The sequence below is a fragment of the Gordonia sp. DT219 genome, assembly GCF_049847065.1.
GTDB lineage: Bacteria > Actinomycetota > Actinomycetes > Mycobacteriales > Mycobacteriaceae > Gordonia.
The window spans coordinates 260,149-275,323 of sequence record NZ_JBNCNR010000004.1; the positions used below are offsets into that span (position 1 = coordinate 260,149).

Below are 15,175 nucleotides of genomic sequence, written 5' to 3' on the forward strand. Positions count from 1 at the left end.
GAACCTCAGCGGGACTTGGCCTTGGCGGCGTAGCGCTCCTGCAATGCCGACAACTGCGAGTCGGCGACGGCGTCCATGTCCTCGAGTTCCATGCCCTTGGTCTCACGGACCTTGTACCGCACGAAGAAGAACGACGCGGCCGCGCAGAAGGCGAAGAAGCCGTAGATCCAGCCGAGGCCGAGGACCTTGCTCATCTGGGGGAAGAGCATCGAGATGATGAAATTGGCGATCCAGTTGAACGCCGTGCAGACACCGAGCGCCACCCCGCGGATGCGGTTGGGGAACATCTCCCCCAGCATCACCCACATGATCGGCCCCCAGGTAGAGGCGAAGGCCACCACGAACAGGTTGGCCCCGACCAGGGCCAGCGGACCCCACGGATCGGACAGCGAGGTCTTGGGCTCACCGTCGACCACGGTGGTGACCGCCTGGGTGAACGCCACGCACGCCATCACGAGGCCGATGAACATCCCCACCGATCCCCACAGCAGCAGGATGCGTCGGCCGATCCGGTCGACGAACAGAATGGCCACAAAGGTCATGACGACATTGATCACCGCGGTGATGACCGAGGTGGTGAAGGCGTCGTCGGTGGAGAATCCGACCGACTGCCACAGGGTCGTCGAATAATAGAAGATCGCATTGATTCCGACGAACTGCTGAAAGACGGCCAGCCAGATTCCGACCCAGATCAACGGATGCAAACCGAACGATGGTCCGCGGATGTCGCTGAGCGAGCTGGCGCGGTCGCGCTTGACGGTCAGCCGGATTTCTCGCACCCGCTCGAGCGGATTGGCCTCACCGGTCACCTCCTGCAGGATTCGCGCGGCCTCCTCATCTCGGTTGCGTCCGACGAGGTAACGCGGTGACTCCGGGATGGACAGCGCGAGCAGACCGTAGACGAGCGCGGGCACGACCCCGACGAGGAACATCCACCGCCACGCATCCAGGCCCCACCACAGTTGGTTATCCGGTCCCCCAGCGTGGTTCTGTAACAAGGTATCCGAGAGAAGCGCGGCGAAGATGCCCAGCGTGATCGCGAGTTGCTGCATGGAGGCCAGCGCACCGCGGTAGCGGGCGGGCGCGATCTCGGAGATGTAGGCGGGCGCGATCACCGACGCGATGCCGATGCCGAGTCCGCCGAGAATGCGCCACAGCAACAGATCCCACAGCGTCTGCGTATAGGCGGTACCGATGGCCGAGATGATGAACAGCACCGAACCCAACAGCATGACGCGTTTGCGGCCCCACATATCGGCCAGACGACCGGCGAACCACGCACCCACCGCGCAGCCCAGAAGGGCGACGGCGACGGCGAATCCGTTGAGCAGGAAACCCAGATGGAAGGTGTCCTGGATGGAATTGACCGCTCCGTTGATGACCGAGCTGTCGAATCCGAAGAGAAAGCCGCCCACTGCGGCGGCGATGGAAACGCCGATGACCTTCGCCGTGTGTTGTGCGTCGATCTCGGCGTTGTGCGCTTCTGACATGATCCGAACCCCATCTCTTCGGGCCCGGTACGGGGCCCCCTCGGGCTACCTGTGATCGCTACCTGTGATCACGCTACCCCGTCAGGTAAGCGGCCCCTGCGGAATTCGCGCACCGGCGTGCCAACAATTTCCGGTGGTGTCCGCACCCCGCGATCTCACCGATACATCGGCCGACGCATCAGGCGGTGGCCCGCCCGCGACAACTCGAATACTGCGGATTGACCATCGGGACAAATGCCAGCGCACCGATCTTCTGATCGATGCTGAACGCCACCGGACCGCTTCCCGGATGGAGCACCACTTCCCATGAGACGACCTGGTTTCGGGCCGGCACGTCGACGGTCCCGGTACGTCCGGTCGCCAGATTGCGCCACGACACCCGGACGTCGATGGTGTACTCCAGAACGCCGGGCCGATCCCGCGACGAGCCGACCAACGAGATCGCCGGTCCGGGTAAACCGTCGGACGGGAAGGCGATCTGGTTGTACACGTCGACCCACACGGGAATGCGGGGCGCCGGCCACGGATTGGCGCTGTCACACCGCAGGGTCGTGACGTGGTTCGGCTCTGCGTCGGGTAGAGCCGACGCAGAGCCGATGCCGGTCACCGCCAACCCGAGCGCAACGACCATCGATGACAGCACAGCAATGGCCTGCGCCCACAAACGTCTGAAATGCACGGACCCACGCAGCATGCGGCTCAGTGTAGGGGCACTACGCTGAGGTCATGGCGAAATTGCAGATTGCCCAGGATCCCGTCGCCGACGAGTTGTTGTCGTCGGATCCGTTCGCACTGCTCACCGGAATGCTGTTGGATCAGCAGTTCCCGATGGAACGGGCGTTCGCGGGCCCCGCCAAGATCAAGGACCGCTTCGGCAGCCTCGATCCGGCCGCGATCGCTGCCGCCGATCCGGCGGAGTTCGCCGACCTCTGCGCCACCCCGCCGGCCATCCACCGGTACGGCCGGTCGATGGCCGGCCGGGTACAAGAAGTGGCCCGCGCCGTCGTCGACGAGTACTACGGTGACGCGTCACGGATCTGGACCGAGGCCACCAGCGGTGCGCAACTGCTGGCCCGGCTGCGGGCGTTGCCGGGCTTCGGCGAACAGAAGGCCAAGATCTTCACCGCGCTGGTGGCCAAGCAACTCGGGGTGACACCGGACGGCTGGACCGAGGTCGTCGGGGATTACGGCAAGGACGGCTTCCGGTCGGTCGCCGACGTAACCGACGCCGACTCGCTGCAGCGGGTCCGCGAATTCAAGAAGGCGGCGAAGGCCGCGACCAAGGCCGAGTCCGCGGCCCGCGGACGCTAGGGTTCGCGCATGAATTCTTCCGACGCCGATCACAAGAACAGTTCGTCGGCCGACCGCGGAGCGACTGGGCCGATCGGTCTGCGTTCGCTGGTGGAGTTCCCGTTCCAGTTGGGCTTTGCGGTCACCGGCGTGTCGCTGACCGCTGCCGAATCGGCCATCAACATCGCCCGCATCACCGCAGGCAGCGTGCAGCACGAGGTGACCAATGCACTCGGCATCCCCGGCGGCGATTTCGGTGGCACCGGCGCCCCGTTGGCACTACTCGGGCAATTGGCCGACCTGCTCGGGCCGGACCGTCCGTTCGGCCGGATCATCGCTCCCGGCGGCCCGCTCGAACGGCTCCTGATTCCGGGCGGGGTGATCGATCGGCTGACCGCCAAGAACGGCCTCCTCGAGAAGCTGACGGCTCCGGGCGGCATCCTGGACCAGATGTCGGAGGACGGCGGCATCCTGACCCGGCTGACCGCCAAGGACGGCCCGCTCGACCGGCTCACCCGTACCGGCGGGGTGATCGACCAATTCACCGAGAACGAGGGCATTCTCGAACGGCTGACGTCGCCGGACGGCATCATCGACAAGCTCACCGCACCCGACGGCGTGCTGGAGAAGGTGAGTGCGGATGGCGGCATACTCGATCGGCTCGCCATCGACGGCGGCCTACTCGATCAACTCGTCGGCGAGAACGGCGCAGTGGAGCGCGCCATCGCCCCGGGCGGCCCCCTCGACCGCATCACCGAACTCACCGAGGTGATCGGCCAGTTGGCGCCGAATCTGCTTGCGATGCAAGACACCGTGCACGAACTGGCCGAGACGGTCGATCTGCTCAATCAGACCGTCGCGCCGCTGGGCGGACTGGCCGAGCGACTACCGAAGCGGCTGACACGCGGATCGAAGGGCGGCAACGTTCCCGGCACACCGGCCCGCGACCATGGCGGACACGAGGGGCCACCGCAGATCACTCCGTGATCCGACCGCCGCCGGCCGCAACCGCGCCGGACAACAGCGCCATGTACCGGTCGATGTCGGGACACACGTCGGGCGCGGCGATCACCGAAATACTCACGCGCCCACCGATTCCATGGATCCCATGATTGAGTCCGTGCACCGGCGAGAGCGCGGGAAATCCTGCGGTGACGACCGATTCGCCGCCCCCGAGGGCCAGATCGGCCGGCCCACGGTTCACCGATGACACGACGCTGATCCCGTCGATCCGTTCCGGCGGTTCGCCCCGCCCGGCCTGCCGCGCGCCGAGGATCCGCAGCGGGGCCGGAGTGACATGTTCGGCGCGACGACCCGCTTCGATCACCGGATCGGGCGCAGCGGCCCGGGCCGCGACGATGGCATCGGCAATCGCGGCCGCCCGCTCCTCGAGATTGTCGAGGTCGGTGCGCAGATTGATGCTGACGTTCCGAAAGTCATTGCGCGACAAGTTGCCGACGGGCCGGCGGTCGCCCTCGTAGGCCACGGCCAGCGTGACGGTGACCGGGGTCCTCGGATCGCCCAGATAGCGGGACAGCGCGATGGAGATCGCGATGAGGGCGCCGACGGTGACGCTGCGCCCCCGTGCGGTGAGTGCATCCGCCGGAACGGTAACAGTGCGTAACCGACGCTCGACGCCGTGCGGACGATTGATCGGGGTGGGGCCGACTCCCGTGGTCGTCGGTGCCGGGCGCCTGCGGTGACGCCCGAATGCCACTGCTCCCCAAGAGATCATGCGTGCCGTGTCGACCGGAAGGCGCAGGGCACCGATCAGCGCCGTAGCCGCGCGCCGCAGCGGCTCCGGACATACCCGCCCGTCGGGCACGGCCAGGGTATCGACGGGATCCGCAGCGGATGAACCGCCGCTCTCCTTCGCACCGAAGAGCTTTCGGGCAATTGCCGACGAGCGCCGGCCGTCGCCGAGTGCGTGTGCGATCTGCAGGATCGCCACGACCAGCGCGTCACCGGGTACACCCGCCGGCGCCGACACCGGGCCGTACAGGTGCAGTCGCCACATCCGTTGTCGCGCATCGAGTTGGTCGTCGATCGACGCGGCGACGCGGTCCAGGCAGCTCTGCCAGGTCATCGGACCATGCGTCAGTCGCACCTGGTCTTCGGTGACCGGAGCCCGACCCCAGTAGGGTCGGTCGAGGCCTACGGGTACATCATCGACCCGCCGACACAGGTCGTCGATCGTCACCGCGTGGGTCCGGACCTGCGCGGCGATCTCCTCGAGAGATGCGCTCGCCGTGGCAAACCCATACAGCAGGAACTGGTCACTGCGCATCGTCGGCGACATCCAGTACCACTGGGCGTCGACCGCCGACATCCGAGCCGAACGCAACCTCACTTGTCCTGATTGCGCAGATGCACCAATGCCTGCACGTGGATGTCGGCGCCGTCGACGGCGCGTCGAATGTCGTCCACGGCGGGCCCGAGGACCTCGGCGATCTGGCCGTACGAGTACCGCGGCGGGGCGGTCACGTCGATCCGGATGATGCTGCGGCCGCGGTCGTCGAGTGCGCGCACCGACGCCTCGTCGAACATCGTCTTGCCCGACAGTTCGTCGGCGACGGCGGCGGCGATCAGCTTCGGTGGGACGGTCAGGATGCCGTCGGCACCGCTGCCGGTCAGGATCAGGTCGTCGACCTTGCCGGGACGTGCGGCGGCGCCGAGCAGACTCACACCCCACACCAGAGCGACGACCACGGCGCCCAGAAGTGCCGCCCACCACCAGTCCGCGGCGGTTGCGGTGGTCGCCCACGTCGGATCGAGCGCGTCGACCCAGCCCTTGATCGGGGTGATGTCGAGTTGCCAGCCGAGGGCGCCGATGCCGATGACAATGCACGCCAATCCGATCACGGCGGCGGTCAGCCGGTGCACCATCACGGGAAGTCGGTTCATGAACGCACCTCCCTGCTTCTGACGACGCGTCGGATCTTGACGCGGGGTGGGTGTTTCAGTGGCGAGATGGCCTCGGTCGCCCGGTCGTGCAGGAGCGTTTTGTCGACCTCGCCGGAGACGGTCACGGTGACCTTGGCCCGGCGACGCCCGACCACGGTGGTCGCGTGGTCGACGCCGGTCACCGTCAGCAACGCCGCGCTCGCCCGCCGGGCGACGTCTCCGCGGCGCGTCCACATCACCTGATAGTCGCCGAGCTGCACATGTGTGCGCCGCCGCGGTTTGACCGCCAGCCACAACAACCACAGTCCGAGCAGCACCAGGATGACCGCGACCGGCCACATCCACGTCTGCCAGGTGCGTTCGGCGATCCACGCCGCGGAATTCTGTGTCCAGGAACTCCCGTCGAGCCAACCGACACGGACGATGAGATCCCGGATCCCGATACATGCCAGTCCGATGAGCAGCAGACCGAGCACCGCTCCGACGATTGCGGCACCGGGATAGGCAGCCGGGGCGAATATCTTGCCCTCGGCGAGATCCTGGTTCTCGGCGACGATCTCCTCGCGTGAACGCTGCGCAGAATCCGGAGGTGCGGTCATGAGTCGATCCCTTCCTCCGCCGAATCGGAAGTCGTTGTGTCCCCGGCACTCTGGGCGGATTCTGGCGCGCCGGCAGGCAGGGCCGGCAGTTCGATGAATCCGTTCCGGGGCCCTGAGTCGTCGGAGTCGGTGGTGATCGTCGCGACCGTGACGTCGACCCGGGACGGCCGGATGCCGGTGAGGCGGGCCAGTTCGTCGGCGACATGCGTACGTACGTCCCGGCATACCTGCGCCACTGCACACGGCCACCTCAACGCGATGGTCACCTCCACCTGCGGTGCCGTATCCGACATGTCGACCCGCACCGAAGGATATGCGGCACCGAGCGAGCCGGGTCCGAGTAGTGATCCGATCGCGTTGCTGTGGCGGATGACGCCGTCGATCCCCAGCGCCGCGCGACGGGCGATCTTGGCACCGACGCGGTCGGCGATCACCAACGCCCCCTTGGCATCTCCGGTGGCCTGCGCTGCGGTCCCGACGACACCCGGGTCGTGGGTACGCGCGCCGCGGGTGACCGTCACCCGCGACCGTGATGCGGTTGCCGACTCAGCCACGATTCCGGCCCCGCAACAGAGCACCGATGTCGATGGCCCCGTCTCGCTGCAGACCCAGCGCCAATCCGATGCCACCGAGAACGAGGGCCAGCACGAAGCCGCCGAACCCGCCGGTGGTAACGGCCAGCGCGAGCAGCAAGCCCACGAACAGACCGACAATTGCGTTGTTACTCATCGTTGTCCACCTCTGTCGTACCAGTCCGGTCCGGCCCGCCCAGAACTGCCGTCGGGGCCGGCCGGGCGGGATTGTTCGGTTGCCACTCCCGGGATACTGACGTCCTCCACCGTGACGTCGATCGGCATCGCGGCGACGTCGCTCGCGACGCGCGCCACCTGCGCCGCCACCGCGCGCAGATCATGGTCGATATCGACGATCACATGCACTTCACCCCGGCCGTCGGAGAGTTGGACCCCGCTGACGCGGCCGCCCGGCAGATAGGTGGCGATCTCGCCGAACACCCCACCGTGCAGATCCGCCACGCCGTCCACGCCGGTCGCCGCATCGGCGACCCGCTGGGCGAGGTCTGCGGGGTCGCCGGAGCGGTCGGCGGGACGGTCACCCACGGATTCGCCGTGCACGGTCATCACTGGACGCGCGGCGTGGCGTCGGAGTCCTCGTCGTCATCGTCGTCGCCGAAGCTGACGTCGTGGACGGTCACGTTGACCTCGGTGACCTCGAGTCCGGTCATCGATTCGATCGCGTTGATCACGTTGCGCCGGATCGCCGCCGCCAACTGGTGAATGGCGACACCGAAGTCGGCGACGATCGACACGTCGACCGCGGCCTGTTTCTCGCCGACCTCGACGTTGATGCCCTGCGTGGTGCTCACCGAGGTGCCGGGGATGACCTCGCGCACCCTTCCGACGACGCGTTCGGCGGCACCACCGACATCATGGACACCGTCGATCTCGCGGGTCGCGATCCCGGCGATCTTGGCGACCACGGCGTCGGCGATCACGGTCTTGCCGCGAGCACCCGGCGCGCCGCTCTCGCTGCTCAGTGCCAGTCCCTTGCCGGTCGGCTCGGTGGTCGTCGCGGCTTCGGTCTTCGCCTTGCTCTGGGCTGATTCGGTCACGAGAACTCCTCTGTACTCATTCCACTTTCACGGACAGTGCTTCGGTATGCCTCCCGGGCGGACGTCCACGACCGTGACGACCTCATCGTTGTCCTGGCCTGGGGCGGGCGACGCCGATATAGGGTGAGTCGTAGTGGAACCGAAATGTGCACGCGTGAATTCGAGTGAATTGGATCACAGTCCCCCGTCGGCCGCAGGACGTACCGGCGCCGGGACGGCCGACCCGGCCGGTCCGGAACTCACTCTGACCGGGGTGACCGACGAGGAACTCGCCGGTGCCGCGGCCGCGGGCGACACCGAGGCGTTCACCGAGCTCGTCGCCCGTCTGTCCCCGCCGTTGTTGCGCTATCTGCGCCGTATGGTTCCCGACCCGCAGACGGCCGAGGATTTGGCCCAGGACACCCTCCTCGACGCGTGGCGCGGGCTGCCGGACTTCGCATTTCGCAGCAGCACCAAGACGTGGGTGTTCGCCATCGCCCACCGCAAGACCGTCGACTTCCGGCGCCGGCGACGCGACATCCCCACGGCCGAAGAGCAATTCTTCGACGTGGCCGCGCCCGAACCGTTACCGTCGGACGAGGCACTGCGAAAGACATTGGTCGAGGCGTTGGGTGGTGAACTGAACACACTCCCGCAGAACGCCCGGGCGGTGTGGTGGTTGCGCGAGGTCGAAGGTCTGTCCCTCACCGAGATCTCGCGGGTCCTGCAGATCAGTACGGGGTCTGTGCGCGGCCACCTCCAGCGAACTCGCCGCTACCTGGCGGCCCGACTGGCACCGTGGCGGCCCGGCGGCGGCGAACCGACGTCCACCGATTCCCGGCACGGCGGAAAGGAGTCCAGGCGTGAACAGCGAGATCGATGACGAACAGACCGACGCCTGGCTCGTCGCCGCGGGCCGGGAACTCGGCGGGCCCGACAATTCCTTGAGTGCCGACGCGAACCGCCTCGTCGGCGCCATCACGGCGAGTCTCGGCACCATCCGCCGTCCCGGGCGCGCCTTGGACACCGACACCTCCGGAGTCCGGATCTCGGATCGGGTTCTCAAGCAGCTCTTGGCAATTCGCATCCGACGTACGCTCGGGCGACTGGTCGTGCACCTCGTCGTCGACGGCGCGGACGGGGCCGTGGACCACATCCGGATCGGACTCATCGCGCGTTATCGTGACGTCCTGCCCACCGATTCCGAACGGGTACGCGACACCGTCACCGACGTCCTGAACGCCGTCCTCGGCCCCGACCACTCCGCCACTGCTGCACAACATCTGGACGTGCGCTGGCAGGACCTGGAGACGCACGAGTGGTCGGCGTGAACCTCGGGCCGACCGCGGCTCGGTGATCGCCTCACCGATCAGCTGACCGTCACCCCTCCCGGGTGATTGTCCACCGTCGATGGCGGCGGAACCGCCCACGACGGGCACCCGGCACTAGTCTTCTTGCCAGACATCACCAACTCGGCAGCCGCACGATCTGCGGACCGCCGCCGCCGGAGGAGAGGACCTCGATGGCCAGACGCCGGACCCCGATGGCGGCGCGACGCGATCCGCCCGCGTGGTCGATACCCCGTGGCACGATCGTGCTGCTCTCGCTGGGCGGCCTGGTCGTCGCGGTGGCCGGCGTCCGGGAGGTGTCGTCCCTCGTGGCACCGACCTTCCTGGCGTTGATGCTCACCGTGGCGGTGGCTCCGGCGGCGAGTTGGATGCGGCGCAAGGGTTTACCGGCGTGGTCGGCATTCATCGTGGTGCTCGCCCTGGTATACGGGATCCTGATCGGCCTGTTCGCGGCGCTCGCATATTCGGTCGCCCGGTTCGCAACGATCCTCCCCGACTACCAGGACAAGTTCGATAACCTGGTCAAGGACTTCCAGCACTTCCTGACCGATCATGGCGTCAGTGAACAGAAGGTGCAGGACATGCTGCATCATGTCGACTCCGGCAAGGTCCTCAGCGCGGCCACCGACGTGTTGCAGTCGACCGTGGGAGTCGCGTCGTCGCTGATTCTGGTTCTGGCACTGCTGCTGTTCATGGCGGCCGACACGGTCGGATTCGGCGAGCGCATGGAGTATCTGCGGACCGAACGTCCCGACATCGCCTCGGCCTTCACCGCCTTCGCCCATGCCACGCGCAGCTATCTGTGGGTGTCGACGCTGTTCGGTCTGATCGTCGCGGTCTTCGACAGCGTGGCCCTCGCCATCATCGGTATTCCGCTGCCGATCCTGTGGGGCCTGCTGTCGTTCATCACCAACTACATCCCCAACATCGGCTTCGTCATCGGCGTGATCCCACCGGCGTTGCTGGGGTTGCTCGACGGCGGGGTCACCCAGATGCTGGTCGTCATCGTCATCTACAGCGTCCTCAACATCGTGATCCAGTCGGTGATCCAACCCAAATTCGTCGGTGACGCGGTCGGGTTGTCGACGACGGTCACCTTCGTCTCCCTGATCTTCTGGGCGTGGGTGCTCGGCCCGCTCGGGGCCATCCTCGCGGTACCGCTGACCATCATGTGCAAGGCGTTGCTGATCGACATCGATCCGTCGACGCGCTGGGCCGATGTCCTGCTCACTTCGACGGTGCCGTCACAAGGCGACACGTCGAAGGGTTCGAAGGTCGAGAACTCGAAAACGGAGCCGGAGACAGCGAGTTCGGAACAGAAGACGACCACGGCAGGCGAGGAGGCGACACCACCCGACTCCCCCACCGATGCCGGAACCGGGGCCGACGCCTCGTCATCGGCGCACAACACCCCGCCGGCGGACAGGGGTCCCGACAAACGCTGAGGTGCCCGCGCTCAGCGGTCGGTCCACACCGGCGTGCGTTTGCCCAAAAACGCCGACATGCCTTCTTGCGCATCACATGTCATCGCGTTGGCGGCCATTGTCTCGGACATCAATTCGTAAGCGCGGGGCTCTGTTTCATCGATCTGCCGATAGAACGCCTGCTTCCCGATGGCCAGCGTCGAGGCGCTCGACCCGGCGATCCGTTGCGCCAGATCCCGTACGGCGTCCGTCAATTCGGCCGGTGCGACGACATCGTTGACCAGCCCCCATTCGGCGGCGGTGCCGGCGTCGATCGGGTCACCGGTGAGCAGCATCGCCATTGCGCGTTTACGCCCGATGGCGCGGGTCAGGGCGACCATCGGGGTCGAGCAGAACAATCCGATCCGCACGCCCGGGGTGGCGAAGGTCGCCGTGTGGGCGGCGATCGCGAGGTCGCAGGTGGCCACCAGTTGGCATCCGGCGGCGAAGGCCGCCCCGGACACCTCGGCGATGACGGGACGGTCGAGCTCGTGGACGGCGGTCATCATCTCCGAGCACGTGTCGAACACCGCGCGTTCGTCCTCGAGTGTCCGGTCGACGAGTTCGCCGAGGTCGTGCCCGGCGGAGAACGCGGGGCCCTCGGCGCGGATGATGACCACTCGCACGGCGGTGTCGGAGCCGAACCCCCGCAGCGCGTCGATGATCGAGCGCATCGCCTCGGTCGAGAGCGGGTTGCGCCGCCCGGGCCGGGTGAGGGTGATGATGCCTAGCGGGGCGTCGACACTCACCTCGATCGGGCTGGCGTTTCCGTCTGTTGCCGCGCGTCCCATTGCCGCCTCCTCACCGGGGCACCCACCGGCGCCTGCCACTGTTGCCGGTTCCAGTGTGCCCGTCGGGGTGCGGTGCATCGGGTCGATCGACCTGAGCGGAGCGAACGATCTACACCTGAGCGGAGCGAATCAATCCACACAGGGGATCGTGCCGGTGTTGACCACTGCCGGGCCGCTGTCGGGTGGCGGGCCGGCGTCGGCGCCGGTTGTGTCCGAGCTGTCGTCGGTCTGGGCGCCGTCGGTCTGGGTGCCGTCGGTCTGGGTGCCGTCGGTCTGTTGATCTGCACCGGCCGCCGACGAGGTGGGGGTGCTGGTGCTGCTGGGGGTGGTCGCCACCGGAAGCCCGAAGGTGCGTCGTACCTCTGTGCGGATCGCGGTGGGGTCGATGATGTTGACGGACTGGCCGTCGACGGTGGCGTACCGGACGACGGGCAACGTCTGGAAGCTGATCTTCTGGCCGGGAACCCCGACCATGTCCTGGGCCCATGACACGACGTCCCAACCTTGGGAGAAGACGACGTCGTCGTCGACCACACCCATCAGCCGATTCATCTTTCCGACATCTGTCAGTGTCCCCGCGCTCTGCATCTGGTGCAGCGCGGACAGCAGGAACGCCTGCTGTCGGTGCGTGCGGTCGAGGTCGCCGCCGGCGAGTCCATGCCGCTGCCGGACGAAGGCGAGGGATTGCGCCGCCGACAACCGATGGAAACCGGCGCTGAAGTTGGCGCCCGAATAGTCATCGGAGACTGCATGATTGAGGCATACCTGGACTCCGCCGAGCGCCTTGGCGACGTCGTAGAAGCCGATCAGCGACACCTCGGCGAAACGGTCGATGGGCACGCCGGTCAAGGTGCGAACCGCGGCGATGGTCGCGGCGCGGCCGGCGTCACGCCCCTTCGACTCGAGTGTGCTGCGGTCGGTGTCGCCGTTGTTGACCAACTTGTCCTCGGTGGCCGCCTTGGTACGTCCGTACACCTCCTTGATCTTGGCCTGCGAGACGTCGAGGTCCGGTGTGCGGACGAGGTCGTCACGTGGGATGGAGAAGGCGACGATGTTCTTCCGGTCGGCCGGGATGTGCATCAGGATCAGCGTGTTGGTGTTGTAGCCGCCCGAGTCGCCGTCGCCGGCGTGTAGCTGCCGCATCACGTCATCGGGCAGATCGTTCCCGTTCCTGTCTTTGCGGGTGTCGAGCCCGATCAGCAGGATGTTCTGGGCTCCGTCGGTCGAGTGCGGTGCGCCGTCAAGGGCATTGGAGTAGCCGAGCCCGCCACGGACCGAATTGGCGCCCAGCCACATCACCCCGGTCACCAGAAAGGCGATCACCGAACACACGACCACCGCCGCGCGCGCGACGCCGATGGGGCTGCGCCGCCGCCCCCGCGTCCGGCCCGTCCGGCCCGACCTGCCCGACGTCTTCGGCTCGTCCTGCACGGCCGGGACGGCGACGGGCCGGAACGCATCGGTCGCCCGCGCATCCGGTTCGCGATACGCCGACGACCACGACGCCGGGCCCGGTGCCGCCCGGCGATAGACCTCACCCGCGGTGAGACGGTCGGGGCGGGCGGGGCGGTGACGCCCCGTGGCCGCGCGTGAGCGACGGCGATCGAACTCGCTCGACATCGTTCTCCATTCGTCGTCACTGTCTCGCACGCAAACCGGATCAGGCTAGCGTCTCGGGCTGTGAACCGGCTGAGCCGCCGAAGCGAAGCCGACCGAAGCAATCGCCGGCGGGCAGGACTGCGCCAGAATCACAGTGATACAGCACACATACTCGATATGGCCTTCATCACAAATCGCCTTTGTTTGCCGGCCGACATGCAGAAGGCGACACGCCGAAATGCGCAGGCATTTCCCATTTGATTCACAGCGTTATCGCACCGTGATCAGCTCTGCGCAGGTTGGCGGTGTGACGTGACCTCACCGTTATCGATCCGTAGGGTCGCCACCGGTCCGAGAATCACCTGCCCACCACCGGGCAGATGAGAGGAGGAAACGATGACGACCACCATGAAGAAGCTCGCCGTCCGCGCGGGAGTGATCGGCGCGCTGGCCGTGGCACCATTCGGTGTGGCCACCGCGACTGCCTCGGCCGATACCGGCCACAACTGGGATGCCGTCGCACAATGCGAGAGCGGCGGCGACTGGAGCATCAACACCGGCAACGGCTACTACGGCGGCCTGCAGTTCACCCAGTCCACCTGGGAGGCCAACGGCGGCAGCGGTAGCGCGTCCAACGCCTCACGCGACGAGCAGATCCGGGTTGCCGAGAACGTCCTGGCCACCCAGGGCCCAGGTGCCTGGCCGGTCTGCGGCCAGTACCTCTGAGCCGATAGCGAATCCACCTGAGCGTGGAACCGCCCCGAGGAGGCGACCCGGCACGGGTCGCCTCCTCTGCGCCTTTCACACCCCTTGCGCAGCCACCGGGCCGCGTCGGGTGATCAGCCGAGCCGCCAGCGGGAACACCAGCACCGTGGTCGCGCCGGCCGCGACGAGCGTCGAGGCCAGCGACGGCGACATGAGTTCGCTGCGCGTGGCCACCTGGGTCACCGCCACGATGATCGGTAGACCCGTTGCGGCATACAGCGCCAACTGAATCCGCTCACGCCCCACCCGCAGTGAGGCGTCGTGTGTCACCAGCCGCTCGCCCACCCACACCGGCACGCCACGTGCCACACCGATTGCGAGTACGAGCAGCACCCACAGCGCCGGCGATGATGCCACCGCGGACGGGTCGATGTTCATTCCCGAGGTCACGAAGAAGACCGGGATCAGCATCCCGAAGCCGATCACCTCGAGTCGATCGACCACCGGGCTGTCTTCGGGGATCAGCTTGCGCAGGGCGATCCCCGCCGCGAACGCCCCCAACACCACGTCGAGGTCGAAGACGGCGGCGACCGCCATGAACGACGCCAGCAGCGCGATCACGACGCGGACCGGCAGTTGAAAGGTCCCGCCGCTCATCTCCGTCAACGACGCCTGCAGGGCCGGTACCCGGGCGAATCGTCGCGGCACCACGAACAGGATCACTGCGGCCAGCGCGAAGAGCACCAGCACGATCACCGCGCCCAGGATGTTGCGGCTCGTCAGCAACAACGACATGGCCAGGACCGGTCCGAGCTCGCCGACCGCGCCGTGGGCCATCACCGCACGCCCGAGTGGCCGGTCGAGCAGACCGTCGGATTTGATGATCGGCAGCAGGGTGCCCAGCGCCGTGGAGGTCATCGCGATCGCGACCGCCACGTGCGCGGTGAAATCTCCCGGTGTCGCCATCAGCGCCACCGCCACCGTCGCGATGATCAGACTCAACAGCCAGATGCCGCCGGCGAGCGCACCGGGCTTGCCCCGCAACAGGTTCGGATCGAGTTCGAACCCGGCCAGCAGGAACAGCATTCCCAGACCGAGTTCACTGACCGCCGAGACCGAGCCCGGGTCGGCCATCCCCAGCACGTGCGGACCGAACAGCATCCCGAGGACCAGCAGCACCACGACCTCGGGAACGTACCGACGGGTTGCGCGGGCCACCAGCGGAGCGACCACCGCAGCCGACGCGATCCAGAAGAGCGTGACGGCAGTCGTGCGGTCGGGGTCGGCAGCCGCCTCGGCGAGAACGCTCACCTGCGTCATCCTGCCTCACCGGCCTGCGCCGGGTGGTCCGATGACCTCACCGCGCGTCGACCTCA

18 protein-coding genes are annotated in these 15,175 nt (G+C 67.2%); 6 read left to right on the forward strand and 12 right to left on the reverse strand.

What is annotated here, in order from left to right:
* Positions 1-5: 5 nt before the first annotated feature.
* Positions 6-1,490 carry a sugar porter family MFS transporter gene (locus ACPXB3_RS08740; protein ID WP_425703903.1) on the reverse strand — a complete coding sequence of 495 codons (1,485 nt, stop codon included), beginning with the start codon at positions 1,488-1,490 and terminating at the stop codon, positions 6-8.
* A 178-nt stretch (positions 1,491-1,668) separates the two neighbouring features.
* Positions 1,669-2,121: a hypothetical protein gene (locus ACPXB3_RS08745; RefSeq protein ID WP_425703986.1), complete on the reverse strand. Its 453-nt coding sequence runs from the start codon at positions 2,119-2,121 to the stop codon at positions 1,669-1,671.
* Between the two features lie 95 nt (positions 2,122-2,216).
* Between ACPXB3_RS08745 and ACPXB3_RS08750 the strand changes: the two genes are divergently transcribed.
* Together ACPXB3_RS08750 and ACPXB3_RS08755 are read left to right on the forward strand one after the other, a co-directional pair.
* Positions 2,217-2,801 carry an HhH-GPD-type base excision DNA repair protein gene (locus ACPXB3_RS08750; protein ID WP_425727376.1) on the forward strand — a complete coding sequence of 195 codons (585 nt, stop codon included), beginning with the start codon at positions 2,217-2,219 and terminating at the stop codon, positions 2,799-2,801.
* Between the two features lie 9 nt (positions 2,802-2,810).
* On the forward strand, positions 2,811-3,767 hold the full coding sequence (locus ACPXB3_RS08755) for a hypothetical protein (protein WP_425703905.1): 957 nt from the start codon (positions 2,811-2,813) through the stop codon (positions 3,765-3,767).
* Here the strand turns inward: ACPXB3_RS08755 and ACPXB3_RS08760 are convergent.
* From ACPXB3_RS08760 to ACPXB3_RS08790, 7 genes are read right to left on the reverse strand one after another with little or no spacing between them, the layout of a single operon-like run.
* A complete protein-coding gene (locus ACPXB3_RS08760) occupies positions 3,757-5,130 on the reverse strand; it encodes a hypothetical protein (RefSeq protein WP_425727377.1) in 1,374 nt (457 codons plus the stop codon). The two genes, ACPXB3_RS08755 and ACPXB3_RS08760, sit on opposite strands and share 11 nt — an antisense overlap.
* A complete protein-coding gene (locus tag ACPXB3_RS08765; RefSeq protein WP_425727378.1) occupies positions 5,127-5,684 on the reverse strand; it encodes a hypothetical protein in 558 nt (185 codons plus the stop codon). Before ACPXB3_RS08765 ends, ACPXB3_RS08760 begins: the two co-directional genes overlap by 4 nt.
* On the reverse strand, positions 5,681-6,283 hold the full coding sequence (locus ACPXB3_RS08770; protein ID WP_425727379.1) for a DUF6286 domain-containing protein: 603 nt from the start codon (positions 6,281-6,283) through the stop codon (positions 5,681-5,683). The genes ACPXB3_RS08765 and ACPXB3_RS08770 overlap by 4 nt, the downstream gene beginning before the upstream one ends.
* Positions 6,280-6,837, reverse strand: a complete 558-nt coding sequence (locus tag ACPXB3_RS08775) for an Asp23/Gls24 family envelope stress response protein (protein ID WP_425727380.1) — start codon at positions 6,835-6,837, stop codon at positions 6,280-6,282. Before ACPXB3_RS08775 ends, ACPXB3_RS08770 begins: the two co-directional genes overlap by 4 nt.
* A complete protein-coding gene (locus ACPXB3_RS08780) occupies positions 6,830-7,012 on the reverse strand; it encodes a DUF2273 domain-containing protein (protein ID WP_425703910.1) in 183 nt (60 codons plus the stop codon). Before ACPXB3_RS08780 ends, ACPXB3_RS08775 begins: the two co-directional genes overlap by 8 nt.
* The gene (locus ACPXB3_RS08785) at positions 7,009-7,422 is read right to left on the reverse strand and encodes a hypothetical protein (RefSeq protein ID WP_425727381.1); all 414 of its coding nucleotides are present in this window, start codon (positions 7,420-7,422) and stop codon (positions 7,009-7,011) included. The genes ACPXB3_RS08780 and ACPXB3_RS08785 overlap by 4 nt, the downstream gene beginning before the upstream one ends.
* Positions 7,422-7,913, reverse strand: a complete 492-nt coding sequence (locus tag ACPXB3_RS08790) for an Asp23/Gls24 family envelope stress response protein (protein WP_425703912.1) — start codon at positions 7,911-7,913, stop codon at positions 7,422-7,424. Before ACPXB3_RS08790 ends, ACPXB3_RS08785 begins: the two co-directional genes overlap by 1 nt.
* Positions 7,914-8,067: 154 nt before the next feature.
* Between ACPXB3_RS08790 and ACPXB3_RS08795 the strand changes: the two genes are divergently transcribed.
* The 3 genes from ACPXB3_RS08795 (at position 8,068) to ACPXB3_RS08805 (ending at position 10,686) form a co-directional block, all read left to right on the forward strand.
* Positions 8,068-8,775 carry an RNA polymerase sigma factor gene (locus ACPXB3_RS08795; protein WP_425727382.1) on the forward strand — a complete coding sequence of 236 codons (708 nt, stop codon included), beginning with the start codon at positions 8,068-8,070 and terminating at the stop codon, positions 8,773-8,775.
* Positions 8,756-9,223, forward strand: a complete 468-nt coding sequence (locus ACPXB3_RS08800) for a hypothetical protein (RefSeq protein WP_425727383.1) — start codon at positions 8,756-8,758, stop codon at positions 9,221-9,223. Before ACPXB3_RS08795 ends, ACPXB3_RS08800 begins: the two co-directional genes overlap by 20 nt.
* Before the next feature lie 191 nt (positions 9,224-9,414).
* Positions 9,415-10,686, forward strand: coding sequence for an AI-2E family transporter (locus tag ACPXB3_RS08805; protein WP_425727384.1), 1,272 nt, complete (start codon positions 9,415-9,417; stop codon positions 10,684-10,686).
* 11 nt (positions 10,687-10,697) lie between these two features.
* Here the strand turns inward: ACPXB3_RS08805 and ACPXB3_RS08810 are convergent, their stop codons facing one another.
* Both ACPXB3_RS08810 and ACPXB3_RS08815 read right to left on the reverse strand, forming a co-directional pair.
* The gene (locus ACPXB3_RS08810) at positions 10,698-11,495 is read right to left on the reverse strand and encodes an enoyl-CoA hydratase (RefSeq protein WP_425703916.1); all 798 of its coding nucleotides are present in this window, start codon (positions 11,493-11,495) and stop codon (positions 10,698-10,700) included.
* Between the two features lie 129 nt (positions 11,496-11,624).
* Positions 11,625-13,115 (reverse strand): LCP family protein, encoded by a 1,491-nt coding sequence (locus ACPXB3_RS08815; RefSeq protein WP_425703917.1) that lies wholly within the window; start codon positions 13,113-13,115, stop codon positions 11,625-11,627.
* Between the two features lie 375 nt (positions 13,116-13,490).
* Here ACPXB3_RS08815 and ACPXB3_RS08820 point away from each other — a divergent pair, with 375 nt between their 5' ends.
* Complete coding sequence (locus ACPXB3_RS08820; RefSeq protein ID WP_425703918.1) at positions 13,491-13,820, forward strand: transglycosylase family protein; 330 nt, start codon at positions 13,491-13,493, stop codon at positions 13,818-13,820.
* Between the two features lie 75 nt (positions 13,821-13,895).
* Here the strand turns inward: ACPXB3_RS08820 and ACPXB3_RS08825 are convergent, their stop codons facing one another.
* Positions 13,896-15,119: a cation:proton antiporter gene (locus ACPXB3_RS08825; RefSeq protein ID WP_425703919.1), complete on the reverse strand. Its 1,224-nt coding sequence runs from the start codon at positions 15,117-15,119 to the stop codon at positions 13,896-13,898.
* Between the last annotated feature and the right edge of the window lie 56 nt (positions 15,120-15,175).